The 24,347-nt window shown below is 60.5% G+C and carries 20 protein-coding genes; 13 read left to right on the top strand and 7 right to left on the bottom strand.

Annotated elements, in window-relative coordinates; genetic code table 11:
• Nucleotides 1-59: 59 nt before the first annotated feature.
• Together HX783_RS05175 and HX783_RS05180 are read right to left on the bottom strand one after the other, a co-directional pair.
• Complete coding sequence (locus HX783_RS05175) at nucleotides 60-1,235, bottom strand: M20 aminoacylase family protein (RefSeq protein ID WP_177016193.1); 1,176 nt, start codon at nucleotides 1,233-1,235, stop codon at nucleotides 60-62.
• Between the two features lie 236 nt (nucleotides 1,236-1,471).
• Complete coding sequence (locus HX783_RS05180) at nucleotides 1,472-1,843, bottom strand: hypothetical protein (protein WP_177016194.1); 372 nt, start codon at nucleotides 1,841-1,843, stop codon at nucleotides 1,472-1,474.
• 391 nt (nucleotides 1,844-2,234) lie between these two features.
• Between HX783_RS05180 and HX783_RS05185 the strand changes: the two genes are divergently transcribed.
• Nucleotides 2,235-2,528: a DUF3077 domain-containing protein gene (locus HX783_RS05185; RefSeq protein WP_177016195.1), complete on the top strand. Its 294-nt coding sequence runs from the start codon at nucleotides 2,235-2,237 to the stop codon at nucleotides 2,526-2,528.
• 227 nt (nucleotides 2,529-2,755) lie between these two features.
• Here the strand turns inward: HX783_RS05185 and HX783_RS05190 are convergent, their stop codons facing one another.
• From HX783_RS05190 to HX783_RS05200, 3 genes are all read right to left on the bottom strand, one after another.
• Entirely contained in the window at nucleotides 2,756-3,070 is a 315-nt protein-coding gene (locus HX783_RS05190) for an amidase (protein WP_177016196.1), read from the bottom strand.
• Nucleotides 3,067-4,140 carry a serine hydrolase gene (locus tag HX783_RS05195; RefSeq protein ID WP_177016197.1) on the bottom strand — a complete coding sequence of 358 codons (1,074 nt, stop codon included), beginning with the start codon at nucleotides 4,138-4,140 and terminating at the stop codon, nucleotides 3,067-3,069. The genes HX783_RS05190 and HX783_RS05195 overlap by 4 nt, the downstream gene beginning before the upstream one ends.
• A gap of 107 nt (nucleotides 4,141-4,247) precedes the next feature.
• The gene (locus HX783_RS05200; RefSeq protein WP_177016198.1) at nucleotides 4,248-5,006 is read right to left on the bottom strand and encodes a hypothetical protein; all 759 of its coding nucleotides are present in this window, start codon (nucleotides 5,004-5,006) and stop codon (nucleotides 4,248-4,250) included.
• 227 nt (nucleotides 5,007-5,233) lie between these two features.
• Here HX783_RS05200 and olsB point away from each other — a divergent pair, with 227 nt between their 5' ends.
• Complete coding sequence (olsB, locus tag HX783_RS05205) at nucleotides 5,234-5,989, top strand: L-ornithine N(alpha)-acyltransferase (protein WP_032888332.1); 756 nt, start codon at nucleotides 5,234-5,236, stop codon at nucleotides 5,987-5,989.
• Entirely contained in the window at nucleotides 5,989-6,780 is a 792-nt protein-coding gene (locus HX783_RS05210) for a lysophospholipid acyltransferase family protein (protein ID WP_177016199.1), read from the top strand. The genes olsB and HX783_RS05210 overlap by 1 nt, the downstream gene beginning before the upstream one ends.
• A gap of 109 nt (nucleotides 6,781-6,889) precedes the next feature.
• Here the strand turns inward: HX783_RS05210 and HX783_RS05215 are convergent, their stop codons facing one another.
• Complete coding sequence (locus tag HX783_RS05215; protein ID WP_177016200.1) at nucleotides 6,890-7,474, bottom strand: ACP phosphodiesterase; 585 nt, start codon at nucleotides 7,472-7,474, stop codon at nucleotides 6,890-6,892.
• Between the two features lie 154 nt (nucleotides 7,475-7,628).
• Here HX783_RS05215 and HX783_RS05220 point away from each other — a divergent pair, with 154 nt between their 5' ends.
• The 3 genes from HX783_RS05220 to HX783_RS05230 are packed head-to-tail and all read left to right on the top strand — an operon-like array spanning nucleotide 7,629 to nucleotide 10,223.
• Nucleotides 7,629-7,955: a helix-turn-helix transcriptional regulator gene (locus tag HX783_RS05220; RefSeq protein WP_177016201.1), complete on the top strand. Its 327-nt coding sequence runs from the start codon at nucleotides 7,629-7,631 to the stop codon at nucleotides 7,953-7,955.
• A gap of 14 nt (nucleotides 7,956-7,969) precedes the next feature.
• The gene (locus HX783_RS05225) at nucleotides 7,970-9,136 is read left to right on the top strand and encodes an MFS transporter (protein ID WP_159954751.1); all 1,167 of its coding nucleotides are present in this window, start codon (nucleotides 7,970-7,972) and stop codon (nucleotides 9,134-9,136) included.
• Between the two features lie 31 nt (nucleotides 9,137-9,167).
• Nucleotides 9,168-10,223, top strand: coding sequence for an alkene reductase (locus HX783_RS05230; RefSeq protein ID WP_159954750.1), 1,056 nt, complete (start codon nucleotides 9,168-9,170; stop codon nucleotides 10,221-10,223).
• 367 nt (nucleotides 10,224-10,590) lie between these two features.
• On the opposite strand, the gene HX783_RS05235 is transcribed toward HX783_RS05230, so the two are convergent.
• A complete protein-coding gene (locus HX783_RS05235; protein ID WP_177016202.1) occupies nucleotides 10,591-11,223 on the bottom strand; it encodes a TetR family transcriptional regulator in 633 nt (210 codons plus the stop codon).
• 286 nt (nucleotides 11,224-11,509) lie between these two features.
• Between HX783_RS05235 and HX783_RS05240 the strand changes: the two genes are divergently transcribed.
• From HX783_RS05240 to HX783_RS05270, 7 genes are all read left to right on the top strand, one after another.
• A complete protein-coding gene (locus tag HX783_RS05240; protein WP_177016203.1) occupies nucleotides 11,510-12,658 on the top strand; it encodes an efflux RND transporter periplasmic adaptor subunit in 1,149 nt (382 codons plus the stop codon).
• A 3-nt stretch (nucleotides 12,659-12,661) separates the two neighbouring features.
• Nucleotides 12,662-15,826 (top strand): efflux RND transporter permease subunit, encoded by a 3,165-nt coding sequence (locus tag HX783_RS05245; RefSeq protein ID WP_177016204.1) that lies wholly within the window; start codon nucleotides 12,662-12,664, stop codon nucleotides 15,824-15,826.
• Nucleotides 15,823-17,280 carry an AdeC/AdeK/OprM family multidrug efflux complex outer membrane factor gene (gene adeC / locus HX783_RS05250; protein ID WP_177016205.1) on the top strand — a complete coding sequence of 486 codons (1,458 nt, stop codon included), beginning with the start codon at nucleotides 15,823-15,825 and terminating at the stop codon, nucleotides 17,278-17,280. Before HX783_RS05245 ends, adeC begins: the two co-directional genes overlap by 4 nt.
• 486 nt (nucleotides 17,281-17,766) lie before the next feature.
• Nucleotides 17,767-19,464 carry a molecular chaperone HscC gene (locus HX783_RS05255; protein WP_159954745.1) on the top strand — a complete coding sequence of 566 codons (1,698 nt, stop codon included), beginning with the start codon at nucleotides 17,767-17,769 and terminating at the stop codon, nucleotides 19,462-19,464.
• Between the two features lie 11 nt (nucleotides 19,465-19,475).
• Complete coding sequence (locus HX783_RS05260) at nucleotides 19,476-21,098, top strand: J domain-containing protein (protein ID WP_177016206.1); 1,623 nt, start codon at nucleotides 19,476-19,478, stop codon at nucleotides 21,096-21,098.
• Between the two features lie 179 nt (nucleotides 21,099-21,277).
• A complete protein-coding gene (locus HX783_RS05265) occupies nucleotides 21,278-22,528 on the top strand; it encodes an OprD family porin (RefSeq protein ID WP_177016207.1) in 1,251 nt (416 codons plus the stop codon).
• Between the two features lie 387 nt (nucleotides 22,529-22,915).
• Nucleotides 22,916-24,289 carry a M91 family zinc metallopeptidase gene (locus HX783_RS05270; RefSeq protein WP_371317657.1) on the top strand — a complete coding sequence of 458 codons (1,374 nt, stop codon included), beginning with the start codon at nucleotides 22,916-22,918 and terminating at the stop codon, nucleotides 24,287-24,289.
• Nucleotides 24,290-24,347 lie beyond the last annotated feature (58 nt).

Genomic DNA, 24,347 nt, shown 5'->3' on the forward strand with positions numbered 1-24,347 from the left:
GAGGAACACTCCATTCAACCGATAAGGGCAAGGGTCCAGCGGTAGAAAAAAGGCGGTCGTCAGGCAGGCTTGAGCCAGCTCTCGGCCAGCGCGCCCCAATAGGCGGCGCCGGTCAGCAGGATGTCGTCGTTAAAGTCATAGGCGGGGTTATGCACCATCGGCCGCGACACGCCGTTGCCGATAAACAGGTAACTGCCGGGGCAGCGTTGCAGCATCCAGGCGAAGTCTTCGCTGCCCATTAGCGTGCGGGTGTTGCCGTCCACTGCCTCGGCGCCGAGCAAGGCCACGCCGACCTGGCGGGCGAACTCGGTTTCTTCGGCGTGGTTGACCAGCACCGGGTAGGCCGGGCGGTGTTCGATGTGTGCGGTGCAGCCGAAGCTCGCGGCCTGGGTCTGGATGATGGCGTTGACGCGTTCCAGCATCTGCTCGCGCACCTTGGGGTTCAGCGCGCGCAGGCTCAGGCGCAACAGGGCTTGCTGAGGAATCACATTGGCGGCCTGCCCTGCTTGCAGCGCGCCGACCGTGACCACGGCGGCCTCCTGGGCGTCGATGTTGCGCGACACCACCGTCTGTAACGCCATGACCATACTCGCCGCCGCAACCAACGGGTCCACCGTCAAATGCGGCATGGAACCATGGCCGCCGACGCCTTCCAGCGTTACGGTGAGCAAGTCCTGGGACGCCATCATCGGCCCGACCCGCAAGCCCAAATGCCCAGCCGGCAAGCCCGGCATATTGTGCATGCCAAACAACCCATCACAGGGGAAACGCTCCAGCAAACCGTCCGCCAACATCGCCTCGGCGCCGCCCTGGCCTTCTTCGGCGGGCTGGAAAATCAGGTTCAAGGTGCCGTCGAATTGCCGCGTCGCCGCCAAGTAACGCGCGGCGCCGAGCAGCATGGTGGTGTGGCCATCATGCCCACAGGCGTGCATGCACCCGGCGTGCTGGCTGGTGTAGGCCGCGCCGGTGTTTTCGATGATGGGCAAGGCGTCCATGTCGGCGCGAATGCCCAACGTACGCGAGCTGCTGCCATTGCGCAGCACGCCGACCACACCGGTTTTGCCGATGCCGGTGTGCACGTCATAACCCCAATTTTTCAAGGATTGCGCGACGAGCGCCGAGGTGCGGTTTTCTTCAAAACCGAGTTCGGGATGGGCGTGGATGTCTTGACGCACAGCGTGCAAGTCGCTGGCGACGTCGCTGAGCCAATCCAGAATGTGCTGGTGTGGGCGCATGGTGATTCTCCTCACAGGCGGGTGTTCCCGTTCTTGTTTGCAACACATCGCCAGCTAACCGCGATGTGGGCGGGAGGACAATCAAAGGTGGTTCCACTGGGTGGAACCTGAGGCAAACACCTAATAACCCTGTGGCGAGCAAGCTTGCTTGCGCCGGGGTGCGAAGCGCCCCCAAAACGAGGGGCCCAACAAATAGAGGTTCCGCTCTCAGAAAGCAGAGGCCACGCGAACGGGCACTATTTTTTCAGCCACAACCACAGCCCATAAAAGGCACCAAGCGGAATGGCAAAAACGAAATAAAACATCCATAGCAGTACGTGACCACCATGAGATGCGGCGGCCCGTAGGGGATGTGTCGCCCAAAAATCTTTTCCAGTAAAACGAAAGACAACGTTTTCAACTGAACGCCTGGCCAGCGGGAACAACAGCGCATTAACCCCGCAGATCAAGATATAGATGGTGGCCTTATCGCTTGATTTAAAAACGGAGACGCTCATGCAAAAAATAAACAGCGCAATAACGAAGCTTTTTAAATAATAGTTTTTCTCCAGGCCCATTCGCGTTCTTATCATCCTGAAGTAGTGTTCGGCCTTACGCCCCAGCGTCATAAGTCTCCTTTCTATGCCTGTTAACGGCCGACGTGAGTGGGGTCGGCCGCGGGCAAGGTTACTACAGGGGCGCGCACTGGAAACACAGCGCAGATTGCGGACAGCTATTGGCCACCGGTTGCGACGGCGCGTGCATAGAGTTAACCTCGCCTCCGTCGCTGCTCATCAGTGACCGGGCGTGGAATCCCGAGAAAGAAGACGCTACAGCGTCGTCATACAATCAGTCGGCGCTTTTTTATGCCCGCTGTTTGTGCTTTATGGCGGCTGTGCGTGGGAGGCCTTGTGCCTGCCGAGTCGCTTCTTCTCGGATTCCAACCTGCGTACAGCTGCCACCCTCATGCTTGGAATCGTGACTGGCAGCTCTTTTTGGTTGTACCAAAGGAGCAAGCTTATGCCGTACGAAATACCCTCAGCCGAAACCATCGGCGCCGCCACCTTCGCAGACTGCGGAGAGAACAAAAGCCATCTGAAAGTGTTCCGCGTCAACGCCGGGGTTCCGCTTGTAGAAGCCCTTGAACACGCCTCGCACGTGCTTTATTACGCAAAAATGCTCTCCCTTGAAGCCGCCATGGATCCCAAGGCGGAGAAGTTTGCATTCGCCTCGCATTACCTGGGAGAAATGGGTAAGGCCATCATTGATGACCTGCTGCTGGCATTGCAGCCTGGTAATCAAACCCCGCAATAAGTCGTTCGCGCCCGATGGCGGTGTGTCAGTCGGCTTATATATAACTGGCCCACCGTATTCGCGAGCAAGCCCGCTCCCACATTTTGAGCTCAGTACATCAGGTAGACGCGTGTACTCGGTCAAATGTGGGAGCTGGCTTGCCTGCGAAGGCATCAACTGGTTATGCCTGATGTGCCAAGGTGCCTGCATCGCAGGCAAGCCAGCTCCCACAGAAAATCCTGGGTGTGTCAGGGGTTGAGGCGGCAGCCTTGACGGTCGCCCAGCCAGCGCGCCGTGTGCGTGCGCCCCAGCCCGCTCGCCGTCACTTCACTGCGCTCCGGGTTGTCGCTGAATGCACTGGTCGGCACGTATTGCTTCACATAACCCAGGCAATAGTCGGCGGGATTGTTCTCCACGTACCGGCACGAGCAGTACTCCTTGGCCGTGTACGCCGCGATGATGTCGGGGAAGGCTTGCAGGTTGACGCGTTCGTGCCATACCCAGCCCAGCAGGGCGAGTAACAGCAGCAGAAAAACGCTGATAAACGGATGACGACGAATCATGGTTGCACCGCCGCAAGCACGCGTTTGAGCAGTTCGTTGTGGCGGTAAGTGCCGTCGCGGTCATCGCCGTAACGCACGATCACCAGGTGTTCATCGGGCAGCACGTACAGCGCCTGGCCCCAGTGGCCGAGGGCGGCGAAGGTGTCGGCGGGCGCGTCGGGCCATGGTTTTGGGGCGCCCCGGTTGAGCCACCATTGCCCGCCGGGCACGGCTTCGTCCTGGCCGGGTGTGTACTTGTCGAAGGGTTGGCGGTTGAAGGCGACCCATTCTTTGGGCAGCAACTGCTGCTCACCCCAGCGACCGTCGCGCGCCATCAACAGGCCGACCCGCGCCAAATCGCGGGCGGTGAGGTAGGCGTAGGACGAGGCGACGAAGGTTTCGTCGGCGTCGGTTTCCCAGGTGGCGTCGTGAATGCCCAGCGGCTTGAACAGCGCATCCCACGGGTAACTCATATAGGCCTTGTGGCCGAGCATGCCTTTGAGCGCGGCGGAGAGGATGTTGCTGTCGCCGCTGGAATAACGGAAGGCCTGGCCCGGTGCGGCGGCGGCTTCGGTGTCGGCGGAAAACTCGGCCATGTCGGCGCGGCCACGGGTGTAGAGCATCGCCACCACCGAGGATTTCAGCGGCGCATATTCGTAGTCTTCCTGCCAATCCAGGCCCGAGGCCCAGTGCAGCAGGTCGGCCAGGGTCACCTTGGGGTGCTGTTTCATCGGCGGGTAGAAGCGTGCGGCGGGGTCGGTGAGTTTGAAGCGGTTTTCGCCGTAGGCCACGCCGAGCACGGTGGCCATCAGGCTTTTGCTGACGGACCAGGTCAGGTGCGGCGTGCTGGCGGTGGTGGGTGCGGCGTAGCGTTCGTAGATGATCTCGCCATCGCGGATCACCAGCAGCGCGTCGGTGCGAATGCCTTGGCGGGTGGCGTCGTCACGCGGCGGAAAAGCGTAGCTATCCAGAGCATCGACAGCGGGTCCTGAGAGTGCTGTGCCTCTGGCCCAGTCCTTGTCAGGCCAGGTTTCGGCATGGGCGGCGACGGTGACAAACAGCAGGGCAACGCACAACAAGCCTCGGACCATGGACGCAAACTCAAGGGGGCATTCAAGCCCGCGAGCCTAGCCCGGAAAAGTGACAAGTTAGCGACAGCGATCCTCCCAGGCGGGCAAGGTTTTGCTGAAAAAGCCGGTCATGGCTTAAACGCATACGCTTGATAGATCGAAGTGGTGGGCGGCGTCCCGCCCTTTTTCCCCCAGCGCTCCTCATGCCCATCAGCCGCAAACTCAATATGGCTGCCAGACTGGAACATCCCCATCCTGCCGTTAACCAGTTCGTGGATCGACACGGGTTCCACCTGCTCCCATAACCCCAGCCGCCTGAAGGCATATTCAGCGCTACTGCCGCCACTGCACAGCACCTTCAGGGCCTGGCTGTACGTTCCATACCCGGCCTCCAGGTAACGCTTGGCGCTGACCGCAAACAGGAAATTGGCGTACAGCAACGTCGTAGGGTCCTCGCCTTTGAAACCCGCTGCCGCGGCGGCCTGTTTGAGTTCTTCTCTGCTCAGGTACGTCGACTCGCCGTTTCTCAGGACAATCTGAAAGCCATCGGCTGTTTCTTTTACAGACTTGAAGACATCCAGCGGGCTTTTGCCGAATTGCATCATCGCCAGCTTGATCACCGCGATGGCCAGGCAGTTATCGGCCCCCCACTGGCTGAAGTCCCCCCAAATATTCTCAGGTTTGCCCCTTGGGTAGTCGTGTAACCACCGGTAGTCATACAGCTGCGAACCAAGAATGACCGGGCGATTGCTCATTTTTGTGCCATAGCTGCGGCCGTCCTGAGGGTTCACTCCGGTCTTGCCGTCAAGGGGTGAACCCTGCAAATGCCCGCCGCCTTGAGCATCCCATTGCGCGGGAGGGAGGGTCCACTCGATTGAATTCGGCATGTCTTTTTCCCAATTGAACAAAGGTTTTTCGTCATATCTGCATCAGCATCCCACCGTCTAATTGGTGGACGGGCGCAATCGAGTTCCACCCAAGCCAGGTGCCGAGCCCCGAGGCCTGTCATCCAACCGTCACCGTAACTTCATGGTGCTGACACCGAGCCTACCTAGCCTGAGTTTGGACAAACAAGTCGACCGGCCGGTACGTGGCCGGCACTCGGAGATTCGCCATGACTCAGATCGCCCGCATCAGCGACACCGGCAATGAACGCCGCCTGCAAGCCGAACGCCTGGTTGGCGCACAGGCGCTGCAGGAAGCCCAGGCCCTGCGGTTCAACGTGTTCAGCGGCGAGTTCAACGCCAAGCTGAAAGGCGCGGAACTGGGTCTGGACATGGATGACTATGATGTTCACTGCAGCCACATCGGCGTGCGCGATTTGAACAGCGGTCGACTGGTGGCCACCACCCGTCTGCTCGACCACCAGGCCGCGAGCACCTTGGGCCGGTTCTACAGCGAAGAAGAATTCAGCCTGCATGGTTTGCTGCACCTGCAAGGCCCGATCCTGGAGATCGGCCGCACCTGCGTCGACCCGGCTTACCGCAACGGCGGTACCATCGCGGTGTTGTGGGGCGAGTTGGCGGAAGTCTTGAACCAGGGCGGCTACAGCTACTTGATGGGTTGCGCGAGCATCCCGATGCACGACGGCGGCATCCAGGCCCACGCGATCATGCAGCGCCTGCGCGAACGCTACCTGTGCAACGAACACCTGCGCGCCGAGCCGAAAAAGCCGCTGCCGGCGCTGGACCTGCCGACCAACGTGATCGCCGAAATGCCGCCGCTGCTCAAGGCCTATATGCGCCTGGGCGCGAAGATCTGCGGCGAGCCGTGCTGGGATGAAGATTTCCAGGTGGCCGACGTGTTTATCCTGCTCAAGCGCGACGAGCTGTGCCCGCGTTACGCCCGCCACTTCAAGGCGGCCATGTAATGGCCCGCCTGCGGGTGTACGGGCGCATTGCCCGGGTGCTGCTGGTGGTGGCGCTGGGCTTGAGCATGGCCAGTGTGTTTGGTGTGTTCGAGCGTTTGGGCGTGGCTAATTCGATGGTGCGGCGCCAGCGTTGGTCGCGGTTTTTTATGGCACGGCTGACCAACGCCCTGCCCTTTCGCGTGACAGTGCACGGTGAGCTGCCAAAAACGCCGATGCTGTGGGTGAGCAATCACGTGTCGTGGACCGACATCCCACTGCTGGGCATGGTCACGCCGCTGTCATTTTTGTCCAAGGCCGAAGTGCGCACCTGGCCGGTAGCCGGTTGGTTGGCAGCCAAGGCCGGCAGTTTGTTTATCCGCCGTGGTTCGGGCGACAGCCAGTTGATCCGCAAGCAGATGACTCGTCACCTGGAGCAACAGCACCCACTGCTGATGTTCCCGGAAGGCACCACCACTGACGGGCGCAGCCTGCGCACGTTCCACGGGCGTTTGCTGGCCAGTGCGATTGATGCCGATGTGTCGCTGCAACCAGTGGCGATTCGTTACCTGCGCGATGGGCAAGTGGATGCGCTGGCGCCGTTTATTGGCGATGACGATTTGCTCTCACACCTGATGCGTCTGTTTGCCAACGACCAGGGCGATGTGGAAATCCATGTGCTCAAGCCGATTGCCTGCGCCGGGCAGGAACGCGCGGCGCTGGCGTTCCAGGCGCAACAGGCGGTGCAGAAGGCGTTGTTTGGGCCGTTGCCGGAGGCGGAGCAGGAGGCGGCGCGGCCGGCGTTTGCGGCCTAAAGCGGGCACAGTCAAAAAATGTGGGAGCGGGCTTGCTCGCGAATGCGGTCTGTCAGCAACAAATAAGCTGACTGACACACCGCATTCGCGAGCAAGCCCGCTCCCACATTTAGATCCCATTAATCAGGTGGTTGTGTGCGAACGCCTGCAACTCTGGATAGAACAGCCGAAAATCTTCACTCAGCGGTTCATACAACACCCGCAACTCCTGCATTGCATGCCTTAATTCCTCAGGCTGCGTCAGCCGCCGCGAAATCCCGCGCAACACCTGCTCCATCACCGCGAACTCACGGTACGAACCCAGCCAATCATCCGCCGCCATGTAAGGCGCGATCTGCGCCAGCCGCCCCGGCAACTGCGGTTCGGCGGCCAGCACGCGGTATACCTGGGCGGTGAAACGCTCCAGCGGCTGGTCGGCATACTGCGCCCAATCCCGCGCCAGGCAGTGATCGAAAAACACATCGAGAACAATCCCGGCGTAGCGCTTGCGAGTCAGGCTGAAGCGTGACAACGCCTCGCCGACCAACGGGTGGCTGTCGGTGAAACGGTCGATGGAGCGATGCAGCTGAATGGCCGACTCGATTTGCGGGCTGTACTGGCCCTGCAGCCGGCCTTTGACGAAGTCGCCATACAGGCTGCCCAGCAATTGCGCAGGAAGTTGGCCGCCAAGGTGCAGATGTGCGAGATAATTCATGCCGCGCAGTCTACCACTGCCGAATCCGTATCGTTATAACCCGATATACCGAAATAGCCTGACCTAAGATCAAAAGCATATTGGTGTATCGGGATGTAACGATTTAAAGTTCGCCTCATCGCGATATAACGTTTTACGACACCGAGCCCCTGCCATGCCCATTGACCTCGACGAAATAATAAAAGCCCTGGCGCACCCAGTACGACGAGACATTCTCACCTGGCTGAAAGACCCGAAAGTGCAGTTCCCCGAGCAAGTGCACCACCACGAATACGGCATCTGTGCCGGGCAGATCGACCAGCGCTGCGGCTTGTCCCAGTCGACCGTGTCGGCCCACCTGGCCACGTTGCAACGGGCCGGGTTGATCAGCAGCCAGAAGGCCGGGCAGTGGCACTTTTTCAAACGCAATGAGGAAACGATTCAAGCCTTCCTCACGGCGCTCACAACTGAACTCAGCGCTGAAATCATCGAACCGCTGTAACCAAGGAAACGATAATGCCCCTCTCGCTACTCATACTGGCCCTGAGCGCCTTCGCCATCGGCACCACCGAGTTCGTCATCATGGGCTTGCTGCCCGATGTGGCGGCGGACTTGGGCGTGTCGATCCCCGGCGCCGGCTGGCTGGTCACCGGCTACGCCCTGGGCGTGGCCATCGGCGCGCCTTTCATGGCACTGGCCACCGCCAAGCTGCCACGCAAGGCCGCCCTGGTAGCGTTGATGGGCATTTTTATCATTGGCAACCTGCTCTGCGCCCTGGCCAGTGACTACAACGTGCTGATGTTTGCCCGTGTGGTCACCGCGCTGTGCCACGGTGCGTTCTTTGGGATTGGTTCGGTGGTTGCCGCCAACCTGGTGCCGGCCAACAAACGCGCGTCGGCCGTGGCATTGATGTTCACCGGTTTGACCCTGGCCAACGTGCTGGGCGTGCCGCTCGGCACCGCACTGGGCCAGGAAGCCGGCTGGCGCTCGACCTTCTGGGCGGTGACGGTGATTGGTGTGGTGGCGTTGATCGGCCTGATCCGCTTTCTGCCGGCCAAGCGTGACGAAGAAAAACTCGACATGCGCGCCGAACTCGCCGCACTCAAGGGTGCCGGCATCTGGTTGTCGCTGACCATGACTGCGCTGTTTGCCGCCTCCATGTTCACCCTCTTCACCTACGTCGCGCCGCTGCTCGGCGACGTCACCGGCGTATCGCCCAAAGGCGTGACCTGGACCCTGTTGCTGATCGGCCTGGGCCTCACCGTGGGCAACATCATCGGCGGCAAGCTGGCGGACAAACGCCTGGCGGCCACCTTGATCGGTGTATTCATCAGCATGGCGGTGGTCTCCACGGTACTGACCTGGACCAGCGTCGCGGTGATCCCGACTGAAATCACCCTGTTCCTGTGGGCCACCGCCTCGTTCGCCGCCGTCCCGGCGCTGCAGATCAACGTGGTGACCTTCGGCAAGGCCGCGCCAAACCTGGTGTCCACCCTGAACATCGGCGCCTTCAACATCGGCAACGCCCTCGGCGCCTGGGTCGGCGGCAGCGTGATTGCCCACGGCTTCGGCCTGACCAGCGTGCCCTTGGCGGCTGCCGCCCTGGCGATCCTGGCCCTGCTGGTGACCCTGATTACTTTCCGTCAGAGCGGCAATGCCGACCTGGCCCCTGCGACCAACTGATCAATCCACTTAATGAGAAGGGTGTTATCCCATGACGACTATTTTCGATCCGATCAAACTGGGCGACCTGGAACTGTCCAACCGCATCATCATGGCGCCGCTGACCCGCTGCCGCGCTGATGAAGGTCGCGTGCCGAACGCGCTGATGGCCGAGTACTACGTACAACGTGCCTCTGCCGGGCTGATCCTCAGCGAAGCCACGTCCGTAACACCACTGGGCGTCGGCTACCCGGATACGCCGGGCATCTGGTCCAACGACCAGGTACGCGGTTGGGCTAACGTGACCAAGGCCGTGCACGGCGCGGGCGGCAAGATCGTCCTGCAACTGTGGCACGTCGGCCGTATCTCCCACGAGTCGTACCTGAACGGCGAAACCCCGGTGGCACCGAGCGCGATCCAGCCTAAAGGCCACGTCAGCCTGGTGCGCCCACTGGCCGACTACCCGACGCCTCGCGCCCTGGAAACCGCTGAAATCGCCGACATCGTCGACGCTTACCGCGTGGGTGCCGAAAACGCCAAGGCTGCCGGTTTTGACGGTGTGGAAATCCACGGCGCCAACGGCTACCTGCTCGACCAGTTCCTGCAGAGCAGCACCAACCAGCGCACCGACAACTACGGTGGCTCCCTGGAAAACCGTGCACGCCTGCTGCTGGAAGTGACTGACGCCGCCATTGAAGTGTGGGGCGCCGGCCGTGTCGGTGTGCACCTGGCGCCGCGCGCCGATTCCCATGACATGGGCGACGACAACCTGGCGGAAACCTTCACCTACGTCGCCAGCGAACTGGGCAAGCGTGGCATTGCGTTCATCTGCTCGCGTGAAAAAGAAGCCGGCGACAGCCTCGGCCCACAACTGAAAAAAGCCTTCGGCGGCGCGTATATCGCCAACGAACGCTTCACCAAGGACAGCGCCAACGCCTGGCTGGCCTCCGGCAAGGCAGACGCGGTAGCCTTCGGCGTACCGTTCATTGCCAACCCTGACCTGCCGGCGCGGTTGAAGGCTGATGCACCGCTGAACGAGGCGCACCCGGAAACGTTCTATGCCAAAGGCCCGGTCGGTTATATCGACTATCCAACCCTGGCCCTGTGATGTAACCAGCTGAAACGAAAAAGCCCCGGTTCGCAGGAACCGGGGCTTTTTACTGAGTTTTGGAATACACCTGAGATCGAGTGTGGGAGCGGGCTTGCTCGCGAATGCGGGCCGTCAGTTAAATATACTTTGACTGATCCACCGCTTTCGCGAGCAAGCCCGCTCCCACATTTGGGAACGATCATACAAAGGCTGGGAAACATTCCTTCACAGCCTTGCAACAATATTGCTACAAAATACTTAGGCGGCTACCTATCAACCGCCCGCCAGCCCGTATATAAAGTCACCCCACCGATCAGCCGAAGGGACGATTGACTGTCTCTGGTCTTTACTGTTGACACAACTGGATGCAATTACGCATTTTGTCTTAATTGCGTAGGCTGGGGCTCAAGCGCAGCATGTCCAGCCCTGCATCAACCCAACGCTCGGCCTCTTGATGCAACTGAAAGCTGTCGGGCACCAGCAGCCATTGGCCAATCAGCCCATTGATGTACGCATGCATGCACACCGCACCACGAGTGGTGTCGAGATTTTCCGGAAGTTGCCCGCGATGGACCGCGTTACGCAAAGTCAGGCCGATACGCAGGTTACATTCCAGGCTATGGGTCTGGCGCTGGCGACGCATGTCACACATTTCATCGGTGAACTCGCACTTATGAAACAAAATTTCGTTGATGCGCCGGGTTTTCGGATCCAGGGCCACCTGATGGAACAAATGAATCAACAGCTTGCGCATACAGCCCAACGGGTCGACTTCATCCTCGCTTTCACTGGCCCGGGCCAATTCGTCCAAGGGTTCGTGCAGCGTGTCGAGCAGTGCCTGCAGCAAATCGGACTTGTTACTGAAATGCCAATAGATAGCGCCGCGCGTCACGCCGGCCAACGCAGCGATGTCCGCCAGTGTGGTGCGCGCAACGCCGCGCTCGTAAAACGCCTGTTCGGCGGCGTCGAGAATCTGGCTGCGCGTTTCCTGAGCTTCCTCTTTGGTGCGACGAACCATGGCAGTAAAACCTCAATCAGAACACTTGGGACTATCGGTAACGCAGCTTTAATAGGCGCTAACGATCATCTGAATAATTGTGGGACGGCACCGTCATGGGCACCGAACGTACTAAAATCGAGGCTTTGGCAGCTGCTTTGTCAACAATCTGCGAAGCCTGTCAAGAGTTTACAAACAACCATGAACGTAAGTATATTGCGTAGCAAGCTACTTATCCACTCACAGCTTGTTTTTTACCCTTCCACACTTCTTGTGCGCATTCTGCGCGCCTGACCCGAGGATCTTCATGCAACTTAAGCCAGCTGTTACCGCTCTGGTCACTGCCGTCGCCCTGGCATCGCTGCTCAGCGGATGTAAAAAGGAAGAGGCGGCTCCGCCCGCTCAAACCCCTCAGGTCGGCGTGGTCACTATTCAACCGCAAGCCTTTACCCTGACCTCCGAGCTGCCGGGCCGCACCACGGCCTATCGCATCGCGGAAGTTCGGCCTCAGGTCAACGGCATTATTCTCAAGCGCCTGTTCAAGGAAGGCGCCGACGTGAAGGAAGGGCAACAGCTCTACCAGATCGACCCGTCGGTGTATGACGCCACCCTGAAAAGCGCACAAGCAAGCCTGACCCAGACCAAGTCGATCACCGACCGCTACAAGCAGTTGGTCGATGAGCAAGCCGTCAGCCGTCAGGAATACGACACCGCCGTCGCCAACCGCATGACCGCGGAAGCAAACGTTCAAACCGCCCAGATCAACGTGCGCTACACCAAAGTGTTCGCGCCGATCTCCGGGCGCATTGGCCGTTCTTCGGTGACCGAAGGCGCGCTGGTCAGCAATGGCCAGGCCGACGCCATGGCCGTGATCCAGCAACTGGACCCGATCTACGTCGACGTCACGCAGTCCTCGGCTGAAATGCTGAAACTGCGCCGCGACCTGGCTAGCGGTCAGTTGGAAAAAGCCGGCGAAAATGCTGCCAAGGTCAAGCTGACCCTGGAAGACGGCACGCCTTACAGCCAGGACGGCAAGCTCGAGTTCTCCGAAGTGTCGGTCGACCAGACCACCGGTTCCGTGACCCTGCGTGCCGTGTTCCCGAACCCTGACCACACCCTGCTGCCGGGCATGTTCGTACACGCCCAACTGCAAGCCGGTGTGAACAGCAAGGCGATCCTGGCTCCGCAGCAAGGCGTGACCCGTGACCTCAAGGGCATCCCGACTGCGCTGATCGTGAACAAGGACAACAAGGTCGAGCAACGTCAGTTGGTCGCCAACCGTACTGCCGGCGCCTACTGGCTGGTGGAAAAAGGCCTGGACGCCGGTGACCGTGTGATCACCGAAGGCCTGCAATTCATCAAGCCGGGTATCGAAGTCAAGGTCAAGGACGCCGACAACGCCAAACCCGCCGGTAGTGCAGCAGCGCCTGCTGCCGCTGCTGGTCAAGGGGAGTAATCCATGTCGAAATTTTTTATCGACCGTCCCATTTTCGCCTGGGTAATTGCCCTGGTGATCATGCTGGTCGGGGCACTGTCGATCCTGAAGTTGCCCATCAACCAATACCCGGCCATTGCGCCGACCGCCATCGACATCCAGGTGACCTACCCAGGCGCGTCCGCACAAACCGTGCAGGACACCGTGGTGCAGGTGATCGAGCAACAGCTCAACGGTATCGACAACCTGCGTTATGTGGCCTCGGACAGTAACTCCGACGGCAGCATGACCATCACCGCGACGTTCAACCAGGGTACCAACCCGGACATCGCCCAGGTTCAGGTACAGAACAAGCTGAACCTGGCGACCCCACTGCTGCCGCAAGAAGTGCAGCAGCAAGGTATCCGCGTAACCAAGTCGGTGAAGAACTTCCTGATGGTGATTGGTCTGGTGTCGGAAGACGGCAGCATGACCAAGGACGACTTGTCCAACTACATCGTGTCGAACATCCAGGACCCGATCTCCCGTACCGCCGGTGTGGGTGACTTCCAGGTGTTCGGTTCGCAGTACGCCATGCGTATCTGGCTCGACCCGGCCAAGCTCAACAACTACCAGCTGACGCCGGTGGATGTGAGCAACGCCATTCAGGCGCAGAACGTCCAGGTGGCCACCGGTCAATTGGGCGGCCTGCCTGCCCTGCCCGGCACTCAGCTGAACGCCACCATCATCGGCAAGACGCGCCTGCAAAGTGCTGACGAGTTCGGCAAGATCCTCATGAAGGTGAATGCTGACGGCTCGCAAGTGCGTCTGCGCGACGTTGCCCGTATCGAACTCGGCGGCCAGAACTACAGCATCAGTGCGCAGTTCAACGGCAAGCCGGCGTCCGGTATGGCGATCAAGCTGGCAGCCGGTGCCAACGCACTGGACACCGGCAAGGCCATCCGCGCCACCGTGGCATCCCTGGAACCGTTTTTCCCGCCAGGCATGAAGGCGGTGGTGCCGTATGACACTACCCCAGTGGTGACAGAATCGATCTCCGGTGTAGTTGACACCCTGGTCGAAGCGATCGTGCTGGTGTTCCTGGTGATGTTCTTGTTCCTGCAGAACTTCCGCGCCACCATCATCACCACCATGACCGTACCGGTGGTACTGCTGGGTACCTTCGGGATCCTCGCGGCGTTCGGTTTCACCATCAACACCCTGACCATGTTCGGCATGATCCTGGCCATCGGCTTGCTGGTGGATGACGCCATCGTCGTGGTGGAAAACGTCGAGCGGGTGATGGCCGAGGAACACTTGTCGCCTAAAGAGGCGACGGTCAAGTCCATGGGCCAGATCCAGGGCGCCCTGGTGGGTATTGCCCTGGTTCTGTCGGCGGTACTGTTGCCGATGGCGTTCTTCGGTGGTTCCACCGGTGTGATCTACAAGCAGTTCTCCATCACCATTGTTTCGGCAATGGCGCTGTCGGTACTGGTTGCCCTGATCTTCACCCCGGCCTTGTGCGCCACCATGCTCAAGCCGATTGATCCGGAAAAACACGGCCAACCCAAGCGCGGCTTCTTCGGCTGGTTCAACCGCACCTTCGACAGTGCCGTGCTGAAGTACGAGCGCGGCGTCGGCAACATGATCAAGCACAAGCTGCCAGCCTTCCTGGTGTATGCGCTGATCCTGGCCGGCATGATCTGGATGTTCACCCGTATTCCAAGCGCGTTTCTGCCTGAGGAAGACCAGGGTGTGATCTTTGCCCAGGTGCAGACGCCGGTGGGTTCTTCGGCTGAACGTACGCAAAAAGTCATCGACGACATGCGCGCCTTCCTGCTGCACGACAAGGAAGGTGAGCCAGGCGAAGGCAAGGCCGTGAAGTCGGTGTTCACCGTAAACGGCTTCAACTTCGCTGGCCGTGGCCAGAGTTCGGGCCTGGCGTTTGTGATGCTCAAGCCATGGGGCGAGCGTGATTCGACCCAGTCGGTGTTTGAAGTGGCCAAGCGTGCCCAGGGTTACTTCTTCGGGGCCTTCAAGGACGCCATGGTATTTGCCATCGTGCCGCCTTCGGTACTGGAGTTGGGTAACGCCACCGGTTTCGACGTGTTCCTGCAAGACCAGGGCGGCGTCGGCCACGACAAGCTGATGGCTGCACGTAACCAGTTCCTGGGTGCGGCGGCACAAAGCAAAGTCCTGGCGGGTGTGCGCCCCAACGGCGTGAACGATGAGCCGCAGTACGAGCTGAGCGTTGACGACGAGAAAGCCAGCGCGCAGGGCATTAGCCTTTCGGACATCCAGCAGACCCTGGCGATTGCCCTGGGTGGCAGCTACATCAACGACTTCATCGACCGTGGTCGTGTGAAGAAGGTGTATGTACAAGGTGATGCCGCCAGCCGCATGTCCCCGGAAGACCTGGACAAATGGTACGTGCGCAGCAACGACGGCAAGATGGTGCCTCTGTCGGCCATCTCGTCGGGCAAGTGGATCTTCGGTTCGCCGAAACTCTCGCGCTACAACGGTGTAGCGGCGATGGAAATCCTCGGCACCCCAGCGCCTGGCTACAGTACCGGTGACGCGATGGCGGAAGTCGAACGTATCGCCAAAGACCTGCCGGCCGGTGTCGGTTACTCCTGGACCGGTCTGTCGTACGAAGAACGTCTGTCCGGCTCCCAGGCACCTGCGTTGTACGCCCTGTCGCTGCTGGTGGTGTTCCTCTGCCTGGCGGCACTGTACGAAAGCTGGTCGATCCCGATCGCGGTGATTCTGGTAGTGCCACTGGGTGTGATCGGTGCATTGATCGCCACCAGCCTGCGCGGCCTGTCCAACGACGTGTTCTTCCAGGTGGGCTTGCTGGTGACGGTGGGCCTGGCGGCGAAAAACGCCATCTTGATCGTGGAGTTTGCCAAGGAGCTTCACGAACAGGGCAAAGGCATCGTCGAAGCCGCCATCGAGGCGTCCCGCATGCGTCTGCGCCCAATCATCATGACGTCCATGGCGTTCATGCTCGGCGTACTGCCGCTGGCGATTTCCACCGGCGCAGGCTCAGGCAGCCAGCACGCGATCGGTACCGGCGTAATTGGCGGTATGATCACCGCCACCGTCCTGGCGATCTTCTGGGTGCCACTGTTCTATGCAACCGTGTCGTCTGCCGGCGAGCGCAACAAAAAGTCGGACACTACTGAAACTCCTAAAGAGGCTGGCCAATGAGCAAGTCGCTACTTTCCCTAGCCGTCACGGCATTCGTGCTCAGTGGCTGCTCGCTGATACCTGACTATCAGCGCCCCGAAGCGCCGGTGGCGGCCCAGTACCCGCAGGGGCCGGCGTATTCGTCGGCCCAGGCGCCGGGCCAGGCCGCTGCCGAGCAGGGCTGGAAGCAGTTTTTCCATGACCCTGCCCTGCAACAGCTGATCCAGACCGCGTTGGTCAACAACCGTGACCTGCGTGTCGCGGCCCTGAATATCGACGCCTATGCGGCGCAGTACCAGATCCAGCGTGCCGACCTGTTCCCGGCTATTTCGGCCACCGGCAGCGGCAGCCGTACACGTACCCCGGCCAAGCTGTCGCAAACCGGCGAAGCGGGCATCACCAGCCAGTACTCGGCTGGCCTGGGGATCAGCTCGTATGAGCTGGACCTGTTCGGCCGCGTGCGCAGCCTGAGTGAAGAAGCACTGCAAAAGTACTTCGCCACTGAAGAAGCGCGGCGCAGCACCCAGATCAGCCTGGTGGCCAGTGTGGCCAATGCCTACCTGACCTGGCAGGCCGACAAGGAACTGCTCAAGCTGACTCAGGACACTCTGGGCGCGTTCGAGCAGAGCTACAAGCTGACCTCGCGCAGCAACGAAGTCGGCGTGGCCTCGGCCCTCGACCTCAGCCAGGCGCGCACCTCGGTGGAAAACGCCCGCGTGGCACTGGCGCGTTATACCCGCCAGGTGGCCCAGGACGAAAACAACCTGACCCTGCTGCTCGGCACCGGCCTGCCGGCGAATATCGCCAGCAAGCCACTGTCGGATGACCTGCTCAGCGAAGTGCCTGCCGGGTTGCCATCGGACCTGCTGCAACGTCGTCCCGACATTGTGCAGGCCGAATACAACCTCAAGGCCGCCAACGCCAATATCGGCGCGGCGCGTGCAGCGTTCTTCCCGAGCATCAGCCTGACGGCCAGCGCCGGCACCGCCAGCCCAACCCTGGGCGGCCTGTTCAAAGGCGGCTCGGGCACCTGGTCGTTTGCACCGCAGATCAACATCCCGATCTTCAACGCCGGTAGCCTGCGCGCAAGCCTGGACTACTCGAAGATCCAGAAAGAGATCAACGTGGCCAACTACGAGAAGGCGATTCAGACCGGCTTCCAGGAAGTTTCCGACGGCCTCGCCGCCCGTGAAACCTACAAGCAGCAACTGGATGCCCAACGTGGCTTCGTCGCGGCCAACCAGGATTACTACCGCCTGGCCGAGCGTCGCTACCGCATTGGTGTCGACAGCAACCTGACGTTCCTCGATGCCCAACGCCAGCTGTTCAGTGCCCAGCAATCGCTGATCACCGACCGCCTGGCGCAGCTCAACAGCGAGGTCAACCTGTACAAGGCCCTCGGCGGTGGCTGGAACGAGCAGACCGCGAAGAACGAGCCGTTGAAAGAAGAAGCACCGGCACTGAAGTTGTTCTGATCGTGCTGCTGTAAATAAAACCGCTTCCCTTACCGGAAGCGGTTTTTTTTTGCCGGTTCATTGGCCACCGCGGATCAAAGGTGGGAGCTGGCTTGCCAGCTCCCACAGAAAAGCAAAACAGAAGCGATGTGCCAGTCGACCTAAAGGGGGAGCTGAACTCGGTTAAATTGTGGGAGCGGGCTTGCTCGCGAATGCGGTGGGTCAGTTAAAAATGAGCTGACTGACACACCGCATTCGCGAGCAAGCCCGCTCCCACATTTGGATCTCATCACCTCAGGGGGTCCTCTACTGCTTTGTTTTTGCGGTGCTTTTACCTCTGCCAACTCAAGCCCACTGTACTGCGCTTTTTATTTTGATCTGGCAGGACCCGCGCATTCCCGACCCCACACGGCGACCCTTATCAAGTCTTGCGCCTTGCTTTCTGCCAAACCTTTCAGGGTAAAATTGGTTACAGATTCTTACAGACCACAGAGGGAGCTTGTCGTAATGATCGTAGGAATCGACCTGGGGACGACCAACAGCCTGGCCGCCGTCTGGCGCGGTGACGCTGCCGAAATGGTGCCCAATGCCCTTGGCCAGTTGCTGACCCCGAGTGTGGTCGGCCTGGATGATCAAGGCCGCATCCTGGTGGGCCAAGCCGCCAAGGAACGCCTGCACACCCACCCGCACATGACCACGTCGCTGTTCAAGCGCTTCATGGGCAGTGCCACGGAAGTACGCCTGGGCGACCGTTCGTTCCGCCCCGAAGAACTCTCGGCGCTGGTACTCAAAAGCCTCAAGGAAGACATCGAGCGCACTTACGGCCAGACCGTCACCGAAGCGGTGATCAGCGTGCCCGCCTACTTCAGCGACGGCCAGCGCAAGGCCACGCGCATCGCCGGTGAGTTGGCCGGGCTCAACGTTGAAAAACTCATCAACGAACCCACCGCCGCCGCGTTGGCTTACGGCCTGCACCAGCGTGACAAGGAAACTTCGTTCCTGGTGTTCGACCTCGGCGGTGGCACCTTCGACGTGTCGATCATCGAGCTGTTCGACGGCGTGATGGAAGTGCGTGCCAGCGCCGGCGACAACTTCCTCGGCGGCGAAGACTTCGACACCCTGTTGCTCGAACACTTCGTCGACAGCCAGCGCAATGCCCAGGGCTTCCCGCCCACCAGCAGTGTGCTGCAAGCCCTGCGCCGCGAAGCCGAGCGCGTGCGCAAAGCCTTGGGCCAGGACGACAGCGCCGAATTCGCCCTGCGCGTCGACGGCCAGCAGTGGGTCAGCACCATCACTCAGGCCGAACTCGCCAAGCTCTACACGCCCTTGCTGGAACGCCTGCGCGCGCCGATTGAACGGGCCCTGCGCGACGCGCGGATTCGCGTCGGCGACCTCGATGAAATCCTGCTGGTCGGCGGCACCACGCGCATGCCATTGGTGCGCAAACTGGCGGCTGGTCTGTTCGGGCGCTTCCCGTCCATCAGCCTCGACCCCGACCAGGTGGTCGCCCACGGTGCGGCGATCCAGGCCGCGCTCAAGGCCCGTTCGGCAGCGCTGGAAGAGATCGTGCTGACCGACGTCTGCCCTTACACCCTGGGCATCGAAACCTCGAACCAGTACGGCGGCCATATCGAAAGCGGGCATTACCTGCCGCTGATCGAGCGCAACAGCAGCGTGCCGGTCAGCCGGGTCAAGAGCGTGGTCACCCTGCACGACAACCAGAGTTACGTGCTGTTGAAAATCTATCAAGGCGAAAGCCGCCTGGTGCGCGACAACATCGAACTGGGCCAGCTGGAAATTCCCGTGCCCAAGCGCAAGGCCGGCGAAGTCTCGCTGGACGTGCGCTTCACCTACGACAACAACGGCCTGCTCGAAGCCCAGGTGAACATCCCGCTGACCGGCGAGCAGCACTCGCTGGTGATCGAGAACAACCCCGGCGTGCTGAGCCCGCAGGAGATCCAACAACGCCTGCAAGCCCTGGCGCTGCTGAAGATTCACCCACGCGACCAGCAGGTCAACACCGTGTTGACCGCCCGCCTCGAACGGCTCTACCAGGAAAACCTCGGCGAGTTGCGCGAGCAGCTCGGGCACTGGGCCGCGCAGTTCCAGCAAGTGCTCGACACCCAGGACGAACGCCGCATCCGCGAGGCCCGCAGCGAACTGACCCGTCAACTTGAGCAACTCGACAACGGCTTCTGGCGCTGAGAGAAATCGACATGGACTGTTGGACAGTGTTGCAACTGGCGGACGATGCCGACGAGCGCACCATCAAGCGTACCTACGCGCGGCTGCTGAAAAGCTGCCGCCCGGACGATGATGCCGAGGGTTTCCAGCGCCTGCGCGAAGCGTACGAAAACGCGCTGAATATCGCGCGCTGGCGCGCCGACAATGAGGACGAAGACGAAGACGTCCAGGTCATCAACGCGCCAGTGGCCGAACTGGCCGACGGCAACCCGCATGAGTACGCGGAATTCGCCCACATACGCCCCGTCAGCCCTGCCCCGTTCGACCTGCCACCCGAGCAGACGCGCGCGCAAGCGCTGATCAACGGTCTGGGCGCTCATAACCTCGGCGAGCGCTGGGAACAGGCCCAGCATCAACGCTGCGCCGACGCGTTCCAGGCAGCCTTGCTGCGTCACTGTTTCGAGGCCCCGGGTGAGCGCGCAGCGATTGCCGCCTGGGCGGTGCAGCACCTGGAATGGCTGACGCCCTGGCAAGGTGTAGCGATGAGCCCCTGGCAACACGAGGCACTCAGCGGCGAGCTGCTGCAGGCCTATCGCCAGACGCTGCAGGAACAGCTGGAGCAAAAGGCCGAGCGCGAGTTCGTCAACCAGCTCAACGCCTACAACCAGCAACCCTGGCTGCGGGTGTTTGACCTGCAGCAACAGTGGCAGCGCATCCTCCTGCAACTGCTGCACGACACCCAATGGAGCGTTCCGCTGTTCGAGCGGGTGTGCCAGGCGTTTGGCTGGGATGACCAGAAAGGCGTGTACCCGGAACCGGCGTGGATGTGGCGCCAGCTGGTCTCGCGCTGCGAGCAGGAAAGCTTCTTCGACAACCTGCTAGACAAGGCCCACGATACCCGCCGCACCTCCGCCGATGCCCTGGCGGCGCGCCTGCTGGTTACGGTGATGAGCGTGAAGGAACAGAAACGCTTGGTCGAAGGCTTTGATGACCCTGCGTGGAATGCCACTCAACACCTGGCTGAAGTGCTGACCTGGCGCTACCCGGCCTTGCTCGAACGCCTGCCGGATCCGAACGTTTTTTTCTGGCGCAAATTCCTGCCGCGCGGGGTGACCCTTGATAGCTGGATCAGAGTCTGGGCCGGGTTGGCCCTGGCCAGCGGCCTGGCCTTTCATCCACTCCTAGACACCTCGCTGCCGGCCAAATTCTTTTTGTTTATCCTGCTAACGGCCCTTCCCGCAATCTTCGCCCTGCGCGGTGCCCAAATATGGGCAGATTTCGCCTCTCGCCTGATCGTCCAGGACCTGTGGCTCAGCGAACGCCTGCTGCCCAAGCGGCTGAGCATCGACCAGTTCAGGCTGGTGCTACGCCATGGTATTCCGCAATTGGTGTTACTCCTGGTGTTTGGCTACATCCTCGGGATCATGGGCATGCTGACCCACTTGGGCATGATCCTGATCAGCCTGTTTCACTCGCGGCGAATCGGCAAGGTCAACGAAAATTTCAATGCCAGGATCCCTTGGATCAAAGGGTTGCACTGGGCCTATTGGAGCCCGCTGCAAGTGGTGTTTCTGGTGGCAATGGTGGCTACAACCCTCGCCTGCCAGAAATATCTGCCGGCCATCCCGTGGACCAGTTTGAACTCGCTGCGCTAACCCTTCGAAAAAAGCCCTCGAAAAAAGCCCCGTAAACCGGGCCGGACCTCCTGAGTCCGGCCCGCCAACTTGCGTTCGATCATCGCCCACAACCCGCCTCTCCCCACTTCCAACGCCACCGCACCGCCAAGCACCATGGCCGGCACCTGCATAACCCCAATAACAACAGGTCCAACACCATGAGCATTTTCCAACCGCGCCAGCTGTGGCTGGCAACCGCTGTCGCCAGTTTTGCCCTGCCTGTCGTCGCTGAAGAACACGGCTTCCTTGAAGACGCCAGCGCCAACCTCAACCTGCGCAATTTCTTTTTCAACCGCAACTTCACCAACCCGACCAAAGCCCAGGGCGGCGCGCAGGAGTGGACGCAAAGTTTCATTCTCGACGCGCGGTCCGGCTTCACCCAGGGCACGGTAGGTTTCGGTGTGGATGTGTTGGGCATGTACTCGCAAAAGCTCGATGGCGGGCGCGGCACCGGCGGCACCCAGCTGTTGCCGCTGGACCACGACGGCCGCCCGGCAGATAACTTCGGGCGCCTGGGCGTGGCGTTCAAGGCGCGGATTTCCAAGACCGAACTGAAGGTGGGCGAGTGGATGCCGGTGCTGCCGATCCTGCGCTCCGACGATGGCCGTTCGCTGCCGCAAACCCTGCGCGGCGGGCAGATCACCTCCAGGGAAATCGACGGCCTGACCCTTTACGGCGGCCAATTCCGCGCCAACAGCCCGCGCGACGACAGCAGCATGACGGACATGTCGATGTTCGGGAAAGCCGCCTTCACCTCCGACCGCTTCAATTTCCAGGGTGCCGAATACGCCTTCAACGACAAGCGCACGCAGGTCGGCGTGTGGAATGCCCAACTCAAGGACATCTACCGCCAGCAGTACGTCAACCTGATCCACAGCCAGCCCGTGGGTGACTGGACCCTGGGCGCCAACCTCGGGTTCTTCTACGGCAAGGACGACGGCAGCGCCCGCGCCGGCAGCCTGGACAACAAAACCTGGTCCGGCCTGTTCTCGGCCAAATACGGCGGCAACACATTCTATGTCGGCCTGCAAAAACTCACCGGCAACAGCGCGTGGATGCGCGTCAACGGCACCAGCGGCGGCACCCTGGCCAACGACAGTTACAACGCCAGCTACGACAACGCCGAAGAGAAATCCTGGCAAGTGCGCCACGACTACAACTTCGCCGCCCTCGGCATCCCGGGCCTGACCTTGATGAACCGCTACCTCAGCGGCAGCAATGTGCACACCGGCACCATCACCGATGGCAAGGAGTGGGGCCGCGAGAGCGAACTGGGCTACACAGTGCAGAGCGGCACCTTCAGGGATCTCAACGTGCGGTGGCGCAATTCGAGCATGCGCAGGGACTACAGCAACAATGAGTTTGATGAGAATCGGTTGATCGTCAGTTACCCCATCAGCCTGCTGTAACTACGGGACGCCTCGCCGGAACTGCGCTCTGCCGGCAGGCATTCCCATGCATAGTGGTCAACATTTCTTACATATCGACATAACGAGTTTGATGTGTCGTGGAACCCTTTCCTTCGAATCTGCAACCTATCTCCTAATCCTACCAACGCCTGGGCTCCAGCATCTGTAAGGCTGCCGAGCCCAAGCGTGAGAGGAGATTCCCTCGTCGAATCGAAAGGTTTTTCTATGAGTGCTATCGCCCCACGGAACTACGCCCCCGCTCCCACTACTCACGCACCCACAGCCCGACCAGCCTCGACAGGCAACGCGAAAAGCAAGCCGACGCCCTCTTCCGCCGCGCCTCTAACAGCCCCACCTTTACAAGCCAAAGACTCACCGCCAGCCAAAGTGTCGACGCTGGTCGACGACGGCAATCTCATCGCCCGGCTGTCCACTATTACCCCCCCTTCCCCGCCTTCCGACGGTGACTCACTCACTAAAAACGCTACTGAAGACACCTTAATTCTTGAAACAGGCGATCGCTCAGACACCATCCATGTCAGTAACCGTGCCGACGGGCGGTTGAATGTCGTGGTAAACGATAAAACCTATATTTTTAACGTTAAAACCGAACGAGACGGGTCGCCAACCACACTCCATATCAAAAGTAATGGTGGCGACGACCGCATTACGATCGATCCCGACGTAAAGCTTCCCGTCACTGTTGAGGCTGGGGATGGTGATGACCACGTAAAGGCTGGAGGTGGTACAACCCGCCTGTTCGGCGGCAAGGGTAATGACTATCTGCAACTGGGCAGCGCCGATGGCTATGCCGAAGGCAATGACGGCGACGACACGATGGTCGGCGGGACAGGCAATATGGTCATGTACGGCAACAATGGACGTGACAGGCTGTACGCTGGAGGTGGCACGGCCGGCAAAAAAAGCCACTTGGACGGGGGTAGTGATGCGGACGAGCTGTACGCTGGGAACGGCCACACCGTAATGAACGGCGGCCTGGGCGATGACCTGCTGGTTGGCCACGACCGCACCACCTTCTACAGTGGTAAAGGAAGTGACACGATTTGGTCCAATAATCGCGACGACCGGGTCTATGCAAAAACCAGCGATCGGTTCTTTAACGCTCACGGGGCAGTGTTAACCGCCATTACACCGAGCGAGGCAGGTAAAGAAGGGTTCAGTATCCAAGGCACACCGGACGACAAACAACGCATTGAGGATGACTTTGAACTGCTCCGCAGTTCGCCGATCGGCCAGCAAATGCTTGCCGAGATGGACACGGCAGCCAGACGCAATGGGGCACCGGTGCAAGTCAAGCGATCAGACCGGTCGCAGTTCGACTATGATCGAAATAAACCATCGCCCCCACCCAACCAGAAGGTGCCTGAGACACCGGATGAATACCATATCCACAACGGGACTCGGGGTCGATCAGCCACCGATAGCATCATTGGCTATGGCACGGCAAATAGTCTCAACCCCGCACGCCATGGTTCGCCAATCGTCGGTTTTTACCATGAAATGGCACATGCCTATAACGCAGTTACAGGCTCCTTTCTCCCTGGCACCACCAAAGAGCACACCACAGTCGATACGCCCAACTATGAACGCCAAGCCGTCGGCCTACCGACCGGTGCCCAGCCATTCGACTTTGACAACGACCCACGCACCCCGCCAACCTCAACCAACCCAACACCCTTCACGGAAAATGCGATACGTGAAGAAATGGGTCATACCAGGCGCGAAAGTTATGTTGAGTGATGCCCCGTCCTGACATCCTATAAAGAACGCAGTACCTGAGCTGTTACTCGCGGGCGCG

Source organism: Pseudomonas sp. D2002, from assembly GCF_013385735.1.
Classification (GTDB): domain Bacteria; phylum Pseudomonadota; class Gammaproteobacteria; order Pseudomonadales; family Pseudomonadaceae; genus Aquipseudomonas.

Coding starts and splice junctions, on each gene's coding strand:
- HX783_RS05175 (WP_177016193.1), bottom strand. CDS start 1,235: ATGCGCCCACACCAGCACATTCTGGATTGGCTCAGCGACGTCGCCAGC.
- HX783_RS05180 (WP_177016194.1), bottom strand. CDS start 1,843: ATGACGCTGGGGCGTAAGGCCGAACACTACTTCAGGATGATAAGAACG.
- HX783_RS05185 (WP_177016195.1), top strand. CDS start 2,235: ATGCCGTACGAAATACCCTCAGCCGAAACCATCGGCGCCGCCACCTTC.
- HX783_RS05190 (WP_177016196.1), bottom strand. CDS start 3,070: ATGATTCGTCGTCATCCGTTTATCAGCGTTTTTCTGCTGCTGTTACTC.
- HX783_RS05195 (WP_177016197.1), bottom strand. CDS start 4,140: ATGGTCCGAGGCTTGTTGTGCGTTGCCCTGCTGTTTGTCACCGTCGCC.
- HX783_RS05200 (WP_177016198.1), bottom strand. CDS start 5,006: ATGCCGAATTCAATCGAGTGGACCCTCCCTCCCGCGCAATGGGATGCT.
- olsB (WP_032888332.1), top strand. CDS start 5,234: ATGACTCAGATCGCCCGCATCAGCGACACCGGCAATGAACGCCGCCTG.
- HX783_RS05210 (WP_177016199.1), top strand. CDS start 5,989: ATGGCCCGCCTGCGGGTGTACGGGCGCATTGCCCGGGTGCTGCTGGTG.
- HX783_RS05215 (WP_177016200.1), bottom strand. CDS start 7,474: ATGAATTATCTCGCACATCTGCACCTTGGCGGCCAACTTCCTGCGCAA.
- HX783_RS05220 (WP_177016201.1), top strand. CDS start 7,629: ATGCCCATTGACCTCGACGAAATAATAAAAGCCCTGGCGCACCCAGTA.
- HX783_RS05225 (WP_159954751.1), top strand. CDS start 7,970: ATGCCCCTCTCGCTACTCATACTGGCCCTGAGCGCCTTCGCCATCGGC.
- HX783_RS05230 (WP_159954750.1), top strand. CDS start 9,168: ATGACGACTATTTTCGATCCGATCAAACTGGGCGACCTGGAACTGTCC.
- HX783_RS05235 (WP_177016202.1), bottom strand. CDS start 11,223: ATGGTTCGTCGCACCAAAGAGGAAGCTCAGGAAACGCGCAGCCAGATT.
- HX783_RS05240 (WP_177016203.1), top strand. CDS start 11,510: ATGCAACTTAAGCCAGCTGTTACCGCTCTGGTCACTGCCGTCGCCCTG.
- HX783_RS05245 (WP_177016204.1), top strand. CDS start 12,662: ATGTCGAAATTTTTTATCGACCGTCCCATTTTCGCCTGGGTAATTGCC.
- adeC (WP_177016205.1), top strand. CDS start 15,823: ATGAGCAAGTCGCTACTTTCCCTAGCCGTCACGGCATTCGTGCTCAGT.
- HX783_RS05255 (WP_159954745.1), top strand. CDS start 17,767: ATGATCGTAGGAATCGACCTGGGGACGACCAACAGCCTGGCCGCCGTC.
- HX783_RS05260 (WP_177016206.1), top strand. CDS start 19,476: ATGGACTGTTGGACAGTGTTGCAACTGGCGGACGATGCCGACGAGCGC.
- HX783_RS05265 (WP_177016207.1), top strand. CDS start 21,278: ATGAGCATTTTCCAACCGCGCCAGCTGTGGCTGGCAACCGCTGTCGCC.